12 protein-coding genes are annotated in these 18791 nt (G+C 58.5%); 10 read left to right on the top strand and 2 right to left on the bottom strand.

Features of this window, described 5'->3' with window-relative positions:
* Window positions 1–149 precede the first annotated feature (149 nt).
* From N5J69_RS13565 to N5J69_RS13545, 5 genes are all read left to right on the top strand, one after another.
* Window positions 150–2231 carry a bifunctional diguanylate cyclase/phosphodiesterase gene (locus N5J69_RS13565; RefSeq protein ID WP_279770984.1) on the top strand — a complete coding sequence of 694 codons (2082 nt, stop codon included), beginning with the start codon at window positions 150–152 and terminating at the stop codon, window positions 2229–2231.
* Between the two features lie 145 nt (window positions 2232–2376).
* Complete coding sequence (locus N5J69_RS13560) at window positions 2377–4521, top strand: bifunctional diguanylate cyclase/phosphodiesterase (RefSeq protein ID WP_279770983.1); 2145 nt, start codon at window positions 2377–2379, stop codon at window positions 4519–4521.
* Between the two features lie 100 nt (window positions 4522–4621).
* On the top strand, window positions 4622–6025 hold the full coding sequence (locus tag N5J69_RS13555) for a PLP-dependent aminotransferase family protein (protein ID WP_279770981.1): 1404 nt from the start codon (window positions 4622–4624) through the stop codon (window positions 6023–6025).
* Window positions 6026–6292: 267 nt separating this feature from the next.
* The gene (locus N5J69_RS13550; RefSeq protein WP_279770979.1) at window positions 6293–6904 is read left to right on the top strand and encodes a cupin domain-containing protein; all 612 of its coding nucleotides are present in this window, start codon (window positions 6293–6295) and stop codon (window positions 6902–6904) included.
* Window positions 6905–7176: 272 nt separating this feature from the next.
* On the top strand, window positions 7177–10026 hold the full coding sequence (locus tag N5J69_RS13545) for a bifunctional diguanylate cyclase/phosphodiesterase (RefSeq protein ID WP_279770978.1): 2850 nt from the start codon (window positions 7177–7179) through the stop codon (window positions 10024–10026).
* Between the two features lie 11 nt (window positions 10027–10037).
* On the opposite strand, the gene N5J69_RS13540 is transcribed toward N5J69_RS13545, so the two are convergent.
* Window positions 10038–11102, bottom strand: coding sequence for a LacI family DNA-binding transcriptional regulator (locus N5J69_RS13540; protein ID WP_279770976.1), 1065 nt, complete (start codon window positions 11100–11102; stop codon window positions 10038–10040).
* A 223-nt stretch (window positions 11103–11325) separates the two neighbouring features.
* On the opposite strand from N5J69_RS13540, the gene N5J69_RS13535 reads away from it, so the two are divergent.
* Window positions 11326–12636 carry an MFS transporter gene (locus N5J69_RS13535; RefSeq protein ID WP_279770974.1) on the top strand — a complete coding sequence of 437 codons (1311 nt, stop codon included), beginning with the start codon at window positions 11326–11328 and terminating at the stop codon, window positions 12634–12636.
* 10 nt (window positions 12637–12646) lie between these two features.
* Window positions 12647–15010 (top strand): glycoside hydrolase family 31 protein, encoded by a 2364-nt coding sequence (locus N5J69_RS13530; protein ID WP_279770973.1) that lies wholly within the window; start codon window positions 12647–12649, stop codon window positions 15008–15010.
* Window positions 15011–15367: 357 nt separating this feature from the next.
* Here the strand turns inward: N5J69_RS13530 and ftnA are convergent, their stop codons facing one another.
* Window positions 15368–15874, bottom strand: coding sequence for a non-heme ferritin (ftnA, locus tag N5J69_RS13525; RefSeq protein WP_279770972.1), 507 nt, complete (start codon window positions 15872–15874; stop codon window positions 15368–15370).
* Between the two features lie 490 nt (window positions 15875–16364).
* Here ftnA and N5J69_RS13520 point away from each other — a divergent pair, with 490 nt between their 5' ends.
* From N5J69_RS13520 to N5J69_RS13510, 3 genes are read left to right on the top strand one after another with little or no spacing between them, the layout of a single operon-like run.
* Window positions 16365–17033 carry a nucleoside recognition domain-containing protein gene (locus N5J69_RS13520; protein ID WP_279770971.1) on the top strand — a complete coding sequence of 223 codons (669 nt, stop codon included), beginning with the start codon at window positions 16365–16367 and terminating at the stop codon, window positions 17031–17033.
* Complete coding sequence (locus N5J69_RS13515; protein ID WP_279770969.1) at window positions 17023–17496, top strand: YjiG family protein; 474 nt, start codon at window positions 17023–17025, stop codon at window positions 17494–17496. The genes N5J69_RS13520 and N5J69_RS13515 overlap by 11 nt, the downstream gene beginning before the upstream one ends.
* 4 nt (window positions 17497–17500) lie before the next feature.
* A complete protein-coding gene (locus N5J69_RS13510; RefSeq protein ID WP_279770967.1) occupies window positions 17501–18604 on the top strand; it encodes a M20 peptidase aminoacylase family protein in 1104 nt (367 codons plus the stop codon).
* The last annotated feature ends 187 nt before the right edge of the window (window positions 18605–18791 follow it).

Here is an 18791-nt window from a genome sequence, read left to right as displayed (position 1 = left end):
CAATGGCCCTGCGTTTGCAGGCCTGTTTTGCCCGGTTTTCAGGTCCGGTCAATCCCGAAGTTTACTTATTTCACCCGTTGGGTGGTTTAAAGATTACGTTTCTGATTTTACACAGCACCTGTTTCTCTGCGGGTGGTGAGGAGTTGCACATGTTGCTTGTCACCTGGGATGGCGTTCTGATCTGCGTGTCGCTGATCGTGGCGTTTATTGCCTCTTTTACAGCGCTGGATACTGCCGGAAGGGTGGCGGTATCCCACGGCTGGAGCGCCCGCTTCTGGCTGCTGGTGGGCGGCACCGCAATGGGGATTGGCATCTGGGCAATGCACTTTATCGGGATGCTGGCAATGATGATGCCAATGACGATGCGCTATGACACGCGGCTGACGATCCTCTCGCTGCTGGTGGCGATTCTGGCCTCCATCTTTGCCTTCGGTCAGACGGTTGGCGGGCTACATCTCACCCGTCGGCGGCTGCTGCGCGGTACGCTGATCCTGGGCGCAGGTGTGGTGGTGATGCACTATCTCGGTATGTCTGCGCTGCTGATTGATCCACGACCTGAGTGGAATATGTTGCTGGTGGCGATCTCTGTGCTGATTGCGTTTGCGGCCTCAGGCGTGGCGCTATGGCTGGCGTTTCACCTGCGGCAGGGCGACCACCATCTGCTGCTGATGCGTGGGCTGGCCTCACTGGTCATGGGGATCGCCATTGCTGGCATGCACTACGTGGGTATGGCGGCGGCGGCGTTCAGCCACGGCAGCACAATGTCGCCCTATGGCGTCAGCAGTCCGGGAATGGCGGTCTGGGTGGCACTGGTCACGCTGATTATCCTTGGGATCACGCTGCTGAGCTCAATGCTGGATGCGCAGTTGCGCGCCGCGCGGCTGGCGGCCCGGCTCCGGCGTGCTAACCAGGAGCTGCGTCTGCTGGCGATGCATGACAACCTGACCGCGCTGCCCAATCGGGTGATGCTGGAGCAGCAGCTCGATCTCGCCATCAAACAGGCGATGCTGAATGAAAACCGCTTTGCCGTGATCTATATGGATCTCGATGGCTTCAAAGCGGTCAATGACACCTGGGGACATCACGTCGGTGACCGGTTGCTGGTGGCCGTGGCGGAACGGCTGCGTAGCCAGCTCAGCGACGCGATGCTGCTGGTGCGTCTGGGCGGTGATGAGTTTGTGCTGATGGCGGAATGTGACATCAGCCCGGCCCGGCAGCTGGCGCAAAAGCTGGTTAAAGTAATCAGTACGCCATTTGAACTCGACCGTTATGTACTGCACGTTTCACTCAGCGCAGGTATTGCGGTCTTTCCACTGCATGGCCGCAACCGGCAGGAGCTGCTGTTTAATGCCGACGCGGCGATGTACCACACCAAACACAGTGGCCGAAACGGCTGGTGCCTGTTTGAACCGGCCATGAGCGCTGCAACGCAGCATCAGCTGGAGCTGGCAAACGATCTGTGGGAAGCCATCGATCGCCAGCAGATGCGGCTGTTCTATCAGCCCAAATTCCGTTCCGGCGGCACCCGGTTGATGGGATTTGAAGCGCTGCTGCGCTGGCAGCATCCGCAGCGCGGTTTGCTGACGCCTGAACTGTTTTTGCCGCGCGCCGAAAAAACCGGCCAGATTGTGGCGCTTGGCAACTGGGTGATCGAGGAGGCCTGCCGTCAGTTAAGGATCTGGCACAACCAGGGCCACAGTGACTGGACGGTCTCGGTGAATCTCTCGGCATTGCAATTTCACCAGCGTGATCTGCTGAGCACACTGCATCAGACACTGACGCGTTATCAGCTGTCAGGCAGTGCGCTGATGCTGGAGATCACCGAAGCGATTGCCATGCGCGATCCCGTTTTCAGCCAGCAGCGTATTCGTGAATTGCAGCAGGCGGGCGTCAGCGTCGCCATTGATAACTTCGGCATTGGCTATGCCAATTTGCTGCACCTCAAAGATCTGGATGCCAGCGAACTCAAGATTGATCGCAGTTTTATCAACTGCCTGCGACCCGGCAGCGAAGATGCGACCGTGGTCAGCGCGATGCTGGCGCTGGCGCAGAGTCTCAATCTGCGCATGGTGGCGGAAGGGGTTGAAACGGAGGAGCAGCAGCATTTGCTTACCAGCTTAGGCTTTGATGCGCTGCAGGGATACCTGCTGGGTAAACCGACGCCGCCGGATCGGGTTGACGCGTTTAGTTTTCCCTCACTGCGGCCGCCAGTGGTGTCCCTGTCAGGCTGACGCTGATGATAGATTTCATCACTCAGAATGAGTGGCAGGGATGCCGCGTTTCCGGCTCATTAACCGCCCGGCGATGCCGATAACTAAAACAATAATTTTAAAACCCTCACCCCCACCACCAGCACGGCTTTCGCGGGAATGCACTATGTTAGCAACCTCATACGACTCTTTTATCGTCATCGTCTCAGTCCTTGTCGCGATGCTGGCTTCATTCACCGCCTTAGATATGGCGGGACGGGTGGTGCATTCAACCGGCAAAGTCGCGCTGGTCTGGCTGTTCGGCGGCGGTTTTTCCATGGGCATTGGAATCTGGGCGATGCACTTTATCGGCATGCTGTCGATGAACATGGCGATGGTCATGAGCTACAGCGCCGGGCTGACGGCTTTCTCCGCCGCCATTGCGGTCTGTGCGTCGATATTTGCGCTGTGGCTGGTCTGCAGTGGCGATCTCCCCATTCCGCGCCTGGCGGGCGGCGCGTTAATCCTCGGCAGCGGCGTGGTGGCGATGCACTATACCGGCATGGCTGCGCTGATGTTTTCCCCCGGCATCGTCTGGAAATGGGGCTGGGTGGCGCTGTCGGTGGTGATCGCCCTGGCCGCCTCGGGCGCGGCGCTGTGGCTGGCATTTAATCTGCGTGAGGGTCAGACCGGCCGGGTGACTCTGCTGCGTGTGGGGGCCTCGGTGGTGATGGGGTGTGCGATTGCAGGCATGCACTACACCGGCATGATGGCGGCGCAGTTTCCCGCCCACAGTCATTCAGTAGGGCAGGGCGTTAACAGCAACTGGCTGGCAATTCTGGTCACGGTGGTCACCATTTCCATTCTGGGCATTACCCTGCTGGTCTCAATGCTGGATGCGCGGATGCAGGCGCGGACCTCAATTCTCGCCAGCTCGCTGGCAGAAGCCAATCGTGAGCTGGCACAGCTGGCATTGCACGATAACCTGACCCGGCTGCCCAACCGCATTCTGCTTGAGGATCGCCTGGAGCAGGCGATTAACAAAGCCAACCGTGAGCAGACGCAGTTTGCCCTGATGTTTATGGATCTCGATGGGTTCAAGGCGGTTAATGACGCCTTCGGGCATCACATTGGCGACAGCCTGCTGGTGGGCGTGACCGAGCGGATGAGTCAGCAGATGACCGGCTACTACACGCTGGCGCGGCTCGGCGGGGATGAGTTTGTACTGCTGGTGGAGATCGACGATCCCAATGACGCTGCGGCCATCGCCGATAAGCTGGTTAAAGCGGTGGATCGCCCGTTTGATATCTCACGCTATGAACTGGTGGTCTCCCTCAGTCTCGGCATCGCGGTCTATCCCGGCGATGGCGTGGATGAGCGTGAACTGATGTTCAACGCCGATGCGGCGATGTACCACACCAAAAATAACGGCCGCAACGGCTACACCTTCTTCCAGCCTTCAATGAACCTGCAGGCGCAGAGCCAGCTTCAGCTCAATAACGATCTCTGGCAGGCGCTGGACAACGATGAACTGCGCCTGTTCTATCAGCCAAAATTTTGCGCGCCGCGTGGCCCGATTCTGGGTTTCGAAGCGCTGCTGCGCTGGGAACATCCGAAGCGTGGCCTGCTGTCGCCCGATAAATTCCTGCCGATGGCGGAAAAGACCGGCATGATTGTCAACATCGGCAACTGGGTGATCCATGAAGCCTGCCGCCAGCTGCGCCAGTGGCATCTGCAGGGGCATCCGGACTGGTCGGTGGCGGTCAACCTGTCGGCGTTGCAGTTTGAACAATCGAATCTGGTGGAAACGGTGGTGGATGCGCTGTCAAAGCACCAGATTCCGGCCGAACTGCTGACGCTGGAAGTGACGGAAACCACGGCGATGCGCGATCCCGATGCGAGCGTTCGTATTCTTACCGAGCTGACCGGGCTTGGCGTGAAAGCCTCGATTGATGACTTTGGCACCGGCTACTCCAGCCTGCTCTATCTGAAACGCCTGCCGGCCAGCGAGCTGAAGATCGACCGGGCCTTTGTGAATGAGCTGCAGCATCAGAAAGAAGATGCCACCATCGTGTCAGCGATTGTGGCGCTGGCGCAGTCGCTGCAACTGAAAGTGGTGGCTGAAGGCGTTGAAACTGCCGAGCAGCAGGCTTTTCTGACCAGCCTGGGCTGCAATACGCTGCAGGGCTACCTGCTGGGCAGGCCGGTTCCCCCTGAGCAGGTGCCGGAGCTGGCTGACTTTGTGGTGACGGAAACGGAAGCGGCGACGGCAAACGTCAGCCAGAGTGCTGACGTCGATCAGCCACTGACGCCGCAGGTGGCGGTGATCTGACGCGCCAGCGCTGAGTCCGCGTAACCGGAGGCGATGCGCGAGCCTGTCTTTGTTCGCCGTGCGTGGTAAAGTCTCGCGGTTAATCAGGGAGAGGCGAGCCGTGGCGAAATACCAGCGATTGATGGATGAGATTCAGCAGCAGATAGAGGCCGGTATCTGGCTGCCCGGCACCCGTTTACCGTCACTGCGTCAGCAGGTGGCGCAGCAGGGTGTCAGCCTGATGACGGTACTGCATGCCTATGAATTGCTGGAGAGTCAGGGCTGGATCGTCTCGCGCCCTCAGTCGGGTTACTACGTGGCACCGCGTGCCCTGGCACCCGCACCGCTGAGGGTGGCGATCAGCGAACAGGTCGACATCAACGACTTTGTGTTTGATGTGCTGCAGGCAACGCGCGATCCGGCCATCGTGCCGTTTGGCTCCGCGTTTCCTGATCCTGCACTTTTTCCGCAGCGCCAGCTGATGCGCTCGCTGGCGAACGTCTCCCACCATCTGACCCCAACCGATGCGCTGCACAATCTGCCGCCCGGCAACGCCACGCTGCGACAGCTGCTGGCGCAGCGCTATGCGCGTCAGGGCATCACCCTGTCGCCGGATGAAATTGTTATCACCAGCGGGGCGCTGGAGGCACTGAACCTCAGTCTGCAATCGCTGACCGGGCCGGGTGACTATGTGGTCATTGAGCAACCGATATTTTATGGCGCACTGCAGGCGATTGAGCGGCTCAGGCTTAAGGCGCTGGCCATCCCGGTCGATGCGAAGCAGGGCATCGATCTCGTCCAGCTGGAGGAGACACTGCAACGCTGGCCGGTCAAAGCCTGCTGGCTAATGACGACGTTGCAGAATCCGCTGAGTGTGACGCTAACGCCGGAGCGCAAACAGCAGCTGGTGGCGCTGCTGTCGCGTTATCAGGTGCCGATGATTGAAGATGATGTCTACGCGGAACTCGGGGCGGGGGAGGCTGCACCGCTGCCTGCGAAGGCCTGGGATCGCCAGGGAAACGTGCTGCACTGTGGCTCGTTTTCCAAGTCGCTGGTGGCGGGATTTCGCGTCGGCTGGGTGGCGGCGGGGCAACATGCGCAGCGCATTCAGCGGCTGCAGCTGATGAGCACGCTTTCGACCAGCGCACCGATGCAGCTGGCGCTGGCTGATTTTCTTGCCACGCGGCGTTACGACACCCATCTGAAACGGCTGCGACAGATACTGGCAACGCGACAGCAGATGGTGCGTCAGGCACTGCTGAAGGTGCTGCCGCCCCAGGCCACGGTCAGCGAGGCGGGCGGGGGGTATTTTCTCTGGGTGACGTTGCCGGACAGCATCAACACGACCCGGCTCTACCAGCGGGCACTGGCGCAGGGCATCAGTATTGCACCGGGGCAGTTATTTTCGGCTGGGGAGCAGTTCTGTCACTGCTTCAGACTGAATACCGCCTGGCCGTGGGATAGCCGGGCCGAGGCGGCAATCGCGACGCTGGGTCAGTTGATAGCGGAACCGCTGGCGGATTAAACCCACGCCGCGACCCGGTTGCTCCGGGTGAAGGAGCAGACACCCTAAAAGCCACTTCCCTTTTTCGCGCCAGCGCCTGACATTTTGCAACACTTTGCCGCAGTAAGAACCGCTACCCGTCGCCGTACAGGCACACGCTCGCCCTATTGTTAACGACACATTTGGCTTTAGTCAGCAATATCAGTTAATTATCTTAATTGTGTCGTCCGGCGCACATTGCATTGTGCTGCGGGTTTGCCACACTTAGAAAAAAACCGGAGAACCTGTATGCGTGCCTCATCCTCCAGTCTGTTATTAATGATGTCCTTTGCTGCGGGCACCTTCGCGGCCGGGGCCTCTGATAATCCTCAGCATCTGATGCTCGCCATTCCGTCAGGCGGCGTGCCCAATAACCCATTACCTCTGATAATCTGGCCGCGTGTGGTGCCGGAAGAGGAGGAGATCGCAACGTGGTTTGAGAAAACCTTCGACGAAAACGGATGGCCACCCGCCTGGCGTTATCCGATTTTCCCCTACACCCACTATCATCCCAACACCCATGAGCTGCTCGGGGTTGCGGAAGGCTGGGCGGAAGTGCTGTTTGGCGGTGACAGTGGCCGGATGGTCACCCTGCGTGCCGGTGATGCGGTGCTGATCCCGGCGGGCGTCGGCCATCGTCAGGTCAGCGCCAGCGAAGATTTTATGGTCGTCGGTGCCTATCCACGCGGCATGTCGCCCGAGACGCTGCGCGACGAACCCGCGAAGCTGAAAATGGCGCAGGAGCAGGTGAAAAACGTGCCCTTGCCGACGCAGGATCCGTTTACCGGCAAAGAGGGCGCGTTAACCGAGATCTGGCAGCCGATTGCCGCAATGCATTTACAGCAACAGATGGACCTGTAAACGCCGTTTCTGTCGCGGAATCATTAAGCGCGGGCCTGCCTCGCGCTTTCACCTGATCTGCGGTTAACCCTGCCTCAAAGCGTGACCTCATGCGCTTATCCCGATCATCACACCATTGAACATTTGCTCGCCGCTGCCGATATATCCCCTGTTAAGATTAGTTATTCTTCTTAGTACGCTTGTCTTTGCAGACCTTTTCCGCTTTAGTCTCGGCTCGCGATTAAGAACATTCCTAAGCCATTACCGGGCTACCGAGCAGCAGGCAAATAACAATGGATAATAACTCTGATGTCATGTATCGCATGCTGGTACAAAGCGTGATCGACTACGCGATCACCATGCTTAAACCGGACGGAACGGTCGCCAGCTGGAACGGCGGTGGGGTACACGTCCTTGGTTACAGGCCAGACGAAATTATTGGACAGCACACCGCCCTGTTTTATAACGAAGAAGATCGCCGTCGGGGGCAGCCGCAGCGCGAGCTTGATATCGCTGTCACTAACGGACGTTACGAAAATGAAGGCTGGCGCTGTCGCAAAGATGGCAGCGCCTTCTGGGCCCACGTGGTCATCTACCCGATCCGCGACGAGAGAGCTCAGCTGATTGGATTTGCTTCGGTCTGCCGCGACTGCACCCGGCAGCAGGAGCAGCAGCGCAAAGAGCGGGAGCAGGAGATGCGCTTCCGCCTGCTGGTCGAGGGCGTCACCGATTACGCCATTTATATGCTTGATCAGGACGGTAACGTCGTGAACTGGAATGCCGGCGCACAGCGGGCCAAAGGCTATGTGGCGGAAGAGATTGTCGGCCAGCATTTTTCCCGTTTCTACAGCGCGCAGGATCGACGCAATCATATCCCCAGCCAGAACCTGCAAATTGCGTATCGCACCGGCCGTTTCGAAGATGAAGGCTGGCGCTACCGCAAAGATGGCAGCGCGTTCTGGGCGCATGTGGTGATCGACACGATCCGTGACGATCAGGGTAAGCTGCTGGGCTACGCAAAAATCACCCGTGACTGCACCGAACAGCAGCGCATCCGCAGCGAGCAGCGGGAACAGGAGCAGCGTTTTCGCCTGCTGGTGGAGGGCGTCACGGATTACGCCATCTACATGCTCGATATTGATGGCGTGGTGGTGAACTGGAATGCCGGTGCTCAGCGCGCCAAAGGCTACAAAGCAGACGAAGTGGTGGGTCAGCACTTTTCGCTGTTTTACAGCGCTCAGGAGCGGCTGAACCGCACGCCTGAAGCGAACCTCGGTATTGCGCTTAAAACCGGCCGTTTTGAAGATGAGGGCTGGCGTTACCGCAAAGATGGCAGCGCGTTCTGGGCGCATGTGGTCATTGACGCGATCCATGATGATGACGGCAGGTTGATCGGTTTCGCCAAGATCACCCGCGACCGCACGGAAGGCCGTGAGCAGGAGCAGCAGATTCTGCGCGCCCGGGATCTGGCCGAAGCCCAGAGTGCGCAGAAAACCGCGCTCTCCCGATTCCTGGACAATATCATTGCCAACATTCCCTCCTGCGTGATTGTGGAAGATGCGATCACCCGCGAAATCCTGCTGGTTAACGACCGCACCCAGCAGCTTTTTGGCCTGTCAAAATCACTGATCGTCAACAAACGCCCGCACGAATGTATGTCGCCTGAACTCAGCGATTACTTTAACAATCTGGCAGATGTTGCCTTGCGCAGTGAGGGCATGCATGAGCGTGAGCAGTTACTGATGACCGCCAGCGGCGAACGCATTCTCCATACCCGTGCGACCGCGATTAACGGGCAGGATGCACGCCGCAACTACCTGATGCTGCTGGTGGAAGATGTGACCGACCAGCGCGCCGCCGATGCCCGTATTCACCATATGGCGCACCACGACAACCTGACCAGCCTGCCTAACCGCATTCTGTTCCGCCAGCGTCTGAGTGAAGCCTTACGCACCGCGAATCAGACGCAGCGCCAGACCGCCGCGCTCTGCCTTGATCTTGATAACTTCAAAAATGTGAACGATGCGCTGGGCCACCAGATTGGCGACGAGCTGCTGCGCAGCGTGGCGAAACGTCTGCGTAACACGCTGCGTGATCAGGATACGCTGGCGCGTATCGGCGGCGATGAGTTCGCTATCGTGCTGCCGGCGGTGGCCGGTAATGAAGAGGCGAGTATTGTGGCACAGCGTCTGATCGAGGCGATTCGGCCGCCGGTCAACGTCGAAGGACATAACCTGTCGGTCGGGCTCAGTGTCGGCATTGCGCTCAGCACCACCATCACGAACACGCCGGAGCAGCTGCTGCGCTGTGCGGACATGGCGCTGTATGAAGCCAAACGCAACGGCCGTAACCGCTATGAGCACTTTACACTTGCGATGGACGATGTGGCGCGCAGCCGACGCCTGATTGAAAACGATCTGCGCGATGCGATTAGCGGCGGGCATTTGCGCCTCTACTATCAGCCCATTACCAATGGCGATCATCGCACGATCATTGGCTATGAGGCGCTGATGCGCTGGCATCATCCGATCCGCGGGCTGATTATGCCCAACGACTTCATTCCGATTGCGGAAGAGACCGGCCTGATTCATATGCTGGGGGCGTTTGCGCTCTATGAAGCCTGTCGTGAAGCGGCGAGCTGGGAAGGGCAGCAGTCGGTCTCGGTCAACCTCTCACCGCTGCAGTTTAAAAACAGCTCGCTGGTGCAGGTGGTTGAAGGGGCGCTGAAGGAGTCGGGTCTCGATCCGGCGCGGCTGGAAGTTGAGATCACCGAATCGGTGCTGCTGGATGACTCACTGGGGAATATCCGTACCCTGCAGAATCTCAAGGCGCTGGGCGTACAGATTGCGCTGGATGATTTCGGCACCGGTTATTCATCCCTGAGCTATCTGCGATCGTTCCCGTTCGACAAAATCAAAATCGACAAATCGTTTATCAACGATATGGGCGACAGCCGCGAGGCGCTGGCGATTATCCGCGCCATCACCGGCATGAGCCGCAGCCTCGATATCCAGATAACCGCCGAAGGCGTGGAGAGCGATGAGCAGTTTACGAAGCTGCGCGATGAGGGCTGTACGCTGTTCCAGGGCTTCCTGTTCGGACGACCTCAGCCGTCGGAACTGCGGCTGAAAACGCTGGGCTAACCCGCGCCCGGTTAATCATAGAGGCCATGCTGCTGAACCGGCGCATGGCTGAGATTATCGCGAATGCGGCGCACCGATTCGCGCACCACCAGCCTGCCATTCAGCAGCAGGCTGCCGGTGGGTGTGCCGGGATTCAGCCGCATCTCCTGCAACATTTTCACTGCCGCGGCACCCAGCTCATCACGCGGCACCTGCACCGAGGTCAGCGGAATATCGTGGATAGCGGCAAGGTTAAAGCCATCCATGCTCATTACCGACATATCCTGCGGCACCCGCAGTCCGGCCTGCTCCAGTGCGGTGACAGCCCCTGCCGCGATGTAATCACCGCTGGCGAGAATCGCGGTCGGGCGCAGCGCATCAGGGCAGTGGCGCAGGTATTCACCCAGCCGCTCTGCCGCCTCATTGCTGCTGAAACTGTTCAGGGTCAGCAGATGCTGGCGGCTGTCGAAGCGCAAATTCATGGCATGCCAGGCGTCGCGCACGCCCTGTAGCCGCTGCTCCATGGTGTAGCGGCGCAGGCAGTGCAGCGACAGGATCTGCCGGTGTCCCTGCTCAAACAGATAGCGTGCGGAGAATTCACCAATCAGCTGATGATGCGGCGAGACTGAAGGCAGGCGCATCCGGCGATCGCGGGCGTTGATCAGCACGCAGGGTTTGTTCATCTCCGCCGCCAGCTGGTGAATATGCTCATCATCAATGCCAATCAGCAGGGCGGCTTCGGTCTGCTGCATCTTATCGATAAACAGCGCGGCATTGCTCTCCACCTCTTCCAGCGGACAGTAGCGCAGCCGCACCTCATGCGGTTCCACCGCCTGGCTGATGCCCTGAATCACCTTGTAGTAAAAAATGTCACTGCGCACGTCGAAGGCACGCGGCGGGGCAAAGACCATCAGGTTATTCAGCAGCAGGCGACCGCTGTGCAGGTTATCCAGCACGCCCTGCTGCTGTGCCACAGCCAGCACTTTGTCACGCGTTGCGGGCCGGGTATTGGCTTTCCCCGCCAGCACCCGCGACACCGTGCTGATCGAGACCCCGCTCAGCGCCGCAATTTCACCGATTTTCAGCCTTTGTTTCATTCTGTGATCGCCTTCAAATCTGCTGATGAAAACTTTTTCATGGTCTGCTGAATCGCGTCATATCAGCATTTCCGTGCCCTTTCCTGCAGGTCATCAGCCTGCCATGAAAAATGTTGCAAAAAAGTGTCTGTACCCACGTTTCGCACTTTTCTAAGTTCGATAAAAGGACACGCGGTACGCCAGCAGGCGGTGTGCGTCATCAATGGCAATCAGGAGTGGCACAATGAGCCTCGAATCAACAACCAAACCCATCAGTGCATCCCGCACGGTGCGCGTGATTAAACATTTACGCTGGTGGATGCTGGGAATGTTTCTGCTGGGTGTAACCGTTAACTACATCACCCGCAACTCCCTCGGCATTCTGGCACCGGAACTGAAAACCAGCCTGAACATGACCACCGAGCAGTACTCCTGGGTCGTCGCGGCGTTTCAGCTCGCCTATACCCTGTTTCAGCCACTCTGCGGCTGGCTGATCGATGTGATCGGACTGAAGATGGGGTTCCTGATCTGCGCGCTGATCTGGTCAGTGACTTGTCTGCTGCACGCCGGAGCGGGAAGCTGGCTGCACCTGGCGCTGCTGCGTTTTGTGATGGGCGCGTCAGAAGCGGCGGCCACGCCCGCAAACGCCAAAGCGATCGGCGACTGGTTCCCGAAAAAGGAGCGTCCGGTGGCGGCGGGCTGGGCGGGCGTCGGCTTTTCGGTTGGTGCGATGCTGGCCCCCCCGATTATCTATGTTGCGCACATTACCTTTGGCTGGCAGGGCGCATTTCTGCTGACCGGCGGGCTGGGCCTGCTGTGGGTGGGACTCTGGTGGTGGGGCTATCACTCGCCTCAGAGCCATCCCCGTCTCTCTGATCAGGAGCGTGCCTTTATTAATCAGGACAACGAGGTGATGGGTGAAAAGCTGCCGTTCTTCGCCGCGCTGAAAGTGATTGGTAAAGAGAAGAAATTCTACGGCATCGCCATTCCGGCCTTTCTGGCTGAACCGGCCTGGGCGGTGCTGAGCTTCTGGGTGCCGCTCTATCTTGCCAATGAGCGCGGCATGGATCTTAAGCAGATCGTGATGTTCGCCTGGCTGCCGTTTCTGGCCGCCGACCTCGGCAGCGTCGCCAGTGGCTATCTGACCCGAATCTATGTGCGCTGGTTTGGCATGACCCGCGTCAACTCGATTGTCGCCAGCTCGGTGACCGGCGCACTGCTGATGGTGTCGCTGGCACTGATGACGCTGGTGAAAGATCCCTGGCTGGCCATTGCCCTGATCTCCGTCGGCGGCTTCGGCCATCAGGTGATCTCCTGCATGCTTAGCGCACTGGTGGTGGAACGGTTTGATCGTCGCCAGATGGCCACGGTTAACGGCATGCGCGGCTCCTGCGCCTGGATTGCCAGCTTTATCTTCTCGCTGATTATCGGTGTGACCGCCGATACCATCGGCTTTAATCCGCTGTTTGTGGCGATGGGCTTCTTTGACCTGATTGGTGCCGTTTTCCTGGTAATGCTGATTGCCGAACGTCGCCAGCGCCCTGCTAACCCATAAGGATACCTGGATGAAAACCCTGAAGAACTGGACGCTGCATCAGCAGGCCGGGCATTTTGTTGAACTCAAGGTCGAAGACCGTCATTTCCTGCGGCTTTACGTGCTGGAAGAGAAGCTGATGCGCGTGCTGTTAAAGCGCGACGGTGAGCTGGCGCTGAACCGCACCTGGAGCATTGCCCCTGTCACGGATGTGCCCTGGCAGGGACGTGACCGCGAGGCGCTGGATGGCTTTTCGTTACCGGCGTTTCAGGTGGAGCACGATGCACAGCAGCTGCGCATCAGCACGCAACAGCTGCGGGTTACGGTGCATCAGCCGCTCTGCCTGAGCTGGGAGCAGTTTGATGGTGCGGGCTGGCAGCCGCTGACCGCCGATCGTCACACCGGGGCCTATCTGCTCAATGCCCACGGCGACGGGGTGGAGCACTATCAGCGTCGTCAGCCGCAGGATCGGGTGTATGGCCTGGGCGAGAAGAGTGGCGAACTGGACCGCGTTAACCGGCGGTTTGAGATGCGTAATCTCGACGCTATGGGCTACAACGCCGCCAGCACCGATCCCCTCTACAAGCATATTCCGTTTACCCTGACGCAGCGTGATGGTGTCAGCTTCGGTCTGTTTTATGACAACCTCAGCAGCAGCTGGCTCGACCTGGGGAACGAGCTGGATAACTATCATTTGCCTTACCGCCGTTACCGCGCCGAGGCGGGCGATCTCGACTACTACATGATGCTCGGCCCGACGCTGCTGGACGTGACCAAAGCCTTTGTGCGCCTGACCGGGCGCACGCTGTTTCAGCCAAAATGGAGCCTGGGTTACAGCGGCTCCACCATGCACTACACCGATGCCCCCGACGCACAGCAGCAGCTGCAATCTTTTATCCGTCTGTGTCGTGAGCATGAAATTCCCTGCGACTCTTTCCAGCTCTCTTCCGGTTACACCTCGATCAATAACAAGCGCTACGTCTTTAACTGGAACTACGACAAAGTCCCGAATCCCAACGCGCTGAGCGACGCGTTTCATCGTGCCGGAATGAAGCTGGCGGCCAACATCAAGCCGTGCCTGCTGCAGGATCATCCGCGCTATCAGGAAGTGGCGGCGCAGGGCCTGTTTATCCGGGACTCGGAACAGGATCGCCCTGAACGCTCGGTATTCTGGGATGATGAGGGATCGCATCTCGACTTCACCCATCCGCAGGCGGTGCGCTGGTGGCAGGAAAATGTCACTGAGCAGCTGCTGAAAAAGGGCATTGATTCCACGTGGAATGACAACAACGAATATGAGGTGTGGGATGGCGAAGCGCGCTGTCACGGTTTTGGTCAGCCGATTGCCATCAAGCATATCCGGCCGGTGATGCCGCTGCTGATGATGCGCGCCTCGATGGAGGCACAGCAGCAGTTCGCGCCAGACAAACGCCCCTATCTGATCTCCCGTTCCGGCTGTGCCGGGATGCAGCGCTATGTGCAGACCTGGAGCGGCGATAATCGCACCAGCTGGCAGACGCTGCGCTACAACATCCGCATGGGGCTGGGGATGAGCCTCTCAGGCCTGTTTAACGTCGGACACGATGTCGGCGGTTTCTCTGGCGATAAGCCGGATGCCGAGCTGTTTGTGCGCTGGGTTCAGAACGGGGTGATGCATCCCCGCTTTACCATCCACTCATGGAATGACGATCACACCGTGAACGAGCCGTGGATGTACCCGGACGTGACACCGATGATCCGTGAGGCAATCCGGCTGCGCTATCGCCTGATGCCTTACCTCTACACCCTCGCGTGGCAGGCCAGCGCGGAAGATGAGCCGATGCTGCGTCCGACCTTCCTCGATCATGAGCAGGATCCGCTGACCTATCAGGCGTGCGATGACTTTATGCTGGGACGCGATCTGCTGGTCGCAAGCGTCGTGGAGCAGGGGGCGCGCAGCCGTGAAGTCTATCTGCCGCGCAATCAGATCGGCTGGTATGACTGGCACAGCGGCAGGGCGTTTGCGGGCGGTGAGACCATCACGCTGGATGCACCGCTGGATCGGCTGCCGTTGCTGGTGCGTGCAGGTGCGGTGATCCCGCTGGGCGAGTGCGAAAGCACCACCGATGCGCGGCGCGATACGGTGCGGCAGTGGCAGTTGTGGCCCGCACCGGAAGGCGTAACAACCCAGGGCGAAACGTTTGACGACGATGGTGAGAGCCACGGCTGGCAGCAGGGCAATGCGCTGTGGCTGAGCTGGACGCTGTGCAGCAGCGCCAGCCGCATCGACCTGACGGTAGAAAAGCGCGGCGACTACCAGCCTGCCTGGCGGGAGATTACGCTGTTACTGCCTGCGGGTGAACGTCGTGAGCTGTGGGTGAACGGCGAGAAAGCGGCGCGTTACCGGCTGGAATAGCGGTGGCGTGGCGGCCATCAGACGGAAATAAGTCCGGCCCCGGAAAGGGGCCGACGAGGACGCTGGCAAAAGCGGGTCCGCTTTGCTGCCAGACCGTGCCTGCACAGAAAATACGGTCAGATCGGAAAGACGCTCAAGCCCGTCCCTGGGCGCTCTACCCGCGCGATGACGCACCTCATCCCTGAGGTGCGCCCCTGGCCGGGCCAGCGTGTTGCGTTGTTCAAAAACGCTCCCGGCATTTTTGTCCATGGCGCGGGACGCTTTCCTCCTCTGACCCTATTCCCTGCTATCCTGGCTTCCAGATAACTGATTAGGGAATTGTCAGCTGTCTTAATCGGTTGAGCGGCCCGATAAATATTATTCTGCGTGGTTCTCGGTGCTCATGCGACCCAGGTCTTTATCGACCAGGAACAGACCGTTGCCGCTGTTGCTGACCAGCGCCAGTTTATCCAGCACGGTTTTGAACAGCTTCTCTTCTTCATGCTGCTCGGCCACATACCACTGCAGGAAGTTGAACGTAGAATAATCCTGTGAGGTCATGGCGGCATGGGCCAGCTCATTGATTTTGCTGGTGATCAGCTGCTCATGCTCCAGCGCCTGCTGCAGAATTTCATTCAGCGAGGTGAAAGCCACTGGCGGCGCAGCAATGGTGCCCAGCACCGGCATCGCGCCGGTATCGCTCAGGTAGTCAAACAGACGCTGCATATGCTGCATCTCTTCGCGCGAATGCATCTTCAGGAAGGAAGCGGCACCCTCAAAGCCTTTGTCGCTGCACCAGGCGCTCATTTGCAGATAAAGATTGGCAGAGAAGAATTCCAGGTTCAGCTGGTCGTTTAAACGCCCAGTCATTTCAGCAGTCAGCATGGCCGAGTCCTTTTAAGAAAATGTTAAATACAGAGGTATAGTCGGTGAATTATGCATCAAACATGTTAGTAAAGTGAAGCCTTTTCGGCAAAATAAGCCATTTTATCTGATTGATTTAACTAGAATTATTTCGGAAATTGAATGCGACCAATTCTCATTTTGTATCAGCGCTTATCGGGCCACAACGTCAGGGGAATCAGCACCATGATAGTGCGGACGGGGAGTATCCTGTTGGTGCAATGGCCGCAGCAGCAGGGGAATTATTCGCAATCTGATGGCGTCCCGGAAATATAACGCCGTGGTCTGAAAAATTATTTTAAGCGCGCTAAAAGACGTCTGGCGTGGATTACACATCCGGTGGTGACGGATAAGGCATTAATAACCTTTGTCTGATGGGCTCTGGCATAAATCCTGCTTAGAACTCAGTTCCATATATTGAAACTTGCCCCGGCAGGGAACGGGTGGCAGGCCAGGTGATCAGGAGAAAATAATGTCAGATGAAAGTGTGGTTGATCCGGTAAAAATAACGGCGACCAAAGGCAGTTATATCGCGTTAATTTTTGCCATTCTGTTTTTCTCAGGGCTGTTTTATAACGTCGAGGGACTGAAATGGCTGGGTGCCTTTGACTTCACCACGCTGGGCGGCAGCTTTGGCACCATGAAAGACCCCGCCAGCAATACCTTTCTGGGCGCAGGCGGACTCAGCGCCAAAGCGGGTTTCCTGTTTGCGCTGTCCCTGACGCCGACGGTGATGCTGGCGCTGGGCGTGCTGGAAATCTTTACCCACTACGGCGCGATTCGTGCGGCGCATCGCTTGCTGACACCATTGCTTAAGCCACTGATGGGGCTGCCGGGCCGTTGCGGTCTGGCGTTAATCACGGACCTGCAAAGCACCGACGCAGGCGCGGCATTAACCAAAGAGATGGCCGACCAGAAACAGATCGGCAAAAAAGAGCTGGTGGTGATGAGCGCCTGGCAATATTCCGGTGCCGGATTAATCAATAATTACTTCGCCATTGGTTCAGCGCTGTTCGCCTCAATGACGCTGCCCATTATTATTCCGCTGTTAGTCATGTTCGTGCTGAAATTTGTCGGTGCGGCAATAACACGCGCTGTGTTAAACAGTGTTTATAAGAAGGATTTCGCCGATGGAAAGTAAAATCGAAACCCGCAGTAATCCCTTTGATGTGTTTGTGACCGGCGCACGAAAAGGCTTCCACATCGCCATTCATAATCTGATGCCCAATGTGGTAATGGCCTATGTGCTGGCAGAAGTGCTGAATCTGCTCGGCATCATGCAGTTTCTCGGGCACGTTTTTGCGCCAGTGATGGGGCTGTTCGGCCTGCCGGGCGAGGCGATTACCGTGCTGCTCACCGCCTGGCTCTCCTCGTCGGCGGGCACTGGCGTGGCGGTCAGCCTGCTGACCAAAGGGCTTTTGACCGGCGCGGATATCACGATTCTGGCACCGGCGATTTTCCTGATGGGATCGCAGCTGCAATACATGGGGCGGCTGCTGGGCGTGGCCGACGTGCCCAAAAAATACTGGCCGCTGCTGATGCTGGTGAGCATTATCAACGCGCTGATTGCAATGTCTGTTATGCGTCTGTTTATTCAGGAGTAACGCTGTGTCTAAGGTATTAGAGCATTACCACTATCTGCACGACATTCCGGAGCTGGGTTTCCAGGAGATCAAGACCTCGGCCTATATCGCCGAACAGCTGGAAAAAGCGGGCCTGAAGGTGACGCGCAACATCAATAACACCACCGGCATTGTGGCAGAGATCGACAGCGGTGTGCCGGGTCCGGTCCTGGCGCTGCGCGCAGATATGGATGCGCTGGGGCACATCATTGATGGCGTGCCGTGCGCCCGTCACACCTGTGGTCACGATGGTCACTCTTCGGTGGTGCTGACGGCGGCCTCGGCGCTGCTGCAGGAGGGCACGGTGAAACGTGGCCGGCTGAAGATTCTGTTCCAGCCCGCCGAGGAGCTGGGCACCGGTGCGCTGTCGATGATCGAGGGTGGCGTACTGGATGATGTGGAGATGATTCTGGGCTTTCATCTGCGTCCGCAGGAAGAGTGTGTGGTCGGCCAGGCGGTGCCTGCGGTGTTTTATTCAGCCTGCAGCACGCTGGAAGCGACCATTAAAGGCCAGCCCGCTCATGCGGCACGTCCGCATCTTGGCGTGAATGCGCTGGATGCGGCTGCGCAGGCGGTTCAGGCGGTCAACGCCATCCATCTGTCGCCAGGCCTGACCTGGAGCGTCAAGGCGACCCGCTTCCTGTGTGATGCCGGTGTTACCAATTCGGTGCCGGATGAAGCCCGCGTCGTGTGGGATCTGCGTTCGCAGGAGAACGGGCCGATGACCCTGCTGAAAGAGCAGGTCACGCGCGCCATTATCAACAGTGTGGCGGCACTGGGTGCGACCGCTGAAGTGCGCGTACTGAAAGAGATGCCGGCCGCCGAGATTGATGATGAGGCGACGGCGGTGATCCGCGCCGCGATTGTCGAGGTGCTGGGCGAAGAGGGCGCACTGCCAACCCGAAGCACGCCAGGCAGCGAGGACTTTTTCTACTATCCGGTGAAGCGTCCGGGTGTGAAAGCAGGCTTCTGGGGGCTGGGCACCAACCTGACGCCAGGCCTGCATCATCCTGATATGCGTTTTGATCTCAGCGCGCTGGAGACTGGCGTGCAGATTTTCAAAGCCTGCGTCAGAAAAGTGCTGGGATAACCGGGACGGGGCGGGTGCAGACCCGCCCGACGCTGTTGCGGCATTCGCTGTTCTCCAATTCTCCGCCTGTGAAATCCCGCCCTTCTCCCTGTAGGCCGCACGCGCAAAATATTGTATGCTATGCCGCCTTAAAGCTGACCAGGTAACCGGAAATCACGCCAATGTAACTTCGCGCTGACCCGCCAAC

The sequence above is a fragment of the Pantoea sp. GD03673 genome (genome assembly GCF_029844725.1).
In the GTDB taxonomy this organism is placed as follows: Bacteria; Pseudomonadota; Gammaproteobacteria; order Enterobacterales; family Enterobacteriaceae; genus Pantoea.
Note: the sequence above shows the minus strand (reverse complement) of the source record. Positions and strands in the feature narration are given on the sequence as shown.

Bases quoted from the DNA above. Each gene is read 5' to 3' on its own strand.
- N5J69_RS13565 (WP_279770984.1), top strand. From the start codon at position 150: ATGTTGCTTGTCACCTGGGATGGCGTTCTGATCTGCGTGTCGCTGATC.
- N5J69_RS13560 (WP_279770983.1), top strand. From the start codon at position 2,377: ATGTTAGCAACCTCATACGACTCTTTTATCGTCATCGTCTCAGTCCTT.
- N5J69_RS13550 (WP_279770979.1), top strand. From the start codon at position 6,293: ATGCGTGCCTCATCCTCCAGTCTGTTATTAATGATGTCCTTTGCTGCG.
- N5J69_RS13545 (WP_279770978.1), top strand. From the start codon at position 7,177: ATGGATAATAACTCTGATGTCATGTATCGCATGCTGGTACAAAGCGTG.
- N5J69_RS13540 (WP_279770976.1), bottom strand. From the start codon at position 11,102: ATGAAACAAAGGCTGAAAATCGGTGAAATTGCGGCGCTGAGCGGGGTC.
- N5J69_RS13535 (WP_279770974.1), top strand. From the start codon at position 11,326: ATGAGCCTCGAATCAACAACCAAACCCATCAGTGCATCCCGCACGGTG.
- N5J69_RS13530 (WP_279770973.1), top strand. From the start codon at position 12,647: ATGAAAACCCTGAAGAACTGGACGCTGCATCAGCAGGCCGGGCATTTT.
- ftnA (WP_279770972.1), bottom strand. From the start codon at position 15,874: ATGCTGACTGCTGAAATGACTGGGCGTTTAAACGACCAGCTGAACCTG.
- N5J69_RS13520 (WP_279770971.1), top strand. From the start codon at position 16,365: ATGTCAGATGAAAGTGTGGTTGATCCGGTAAAAATAACGGCGACCAAA.
- N5J69_RS13515 (WP_279770969.1), top strand. From the start codon at position 17,023: ATGGAAAGTAAAATCGAAACCCGCAGTAATCCCTTTGATGTGTTTGTG.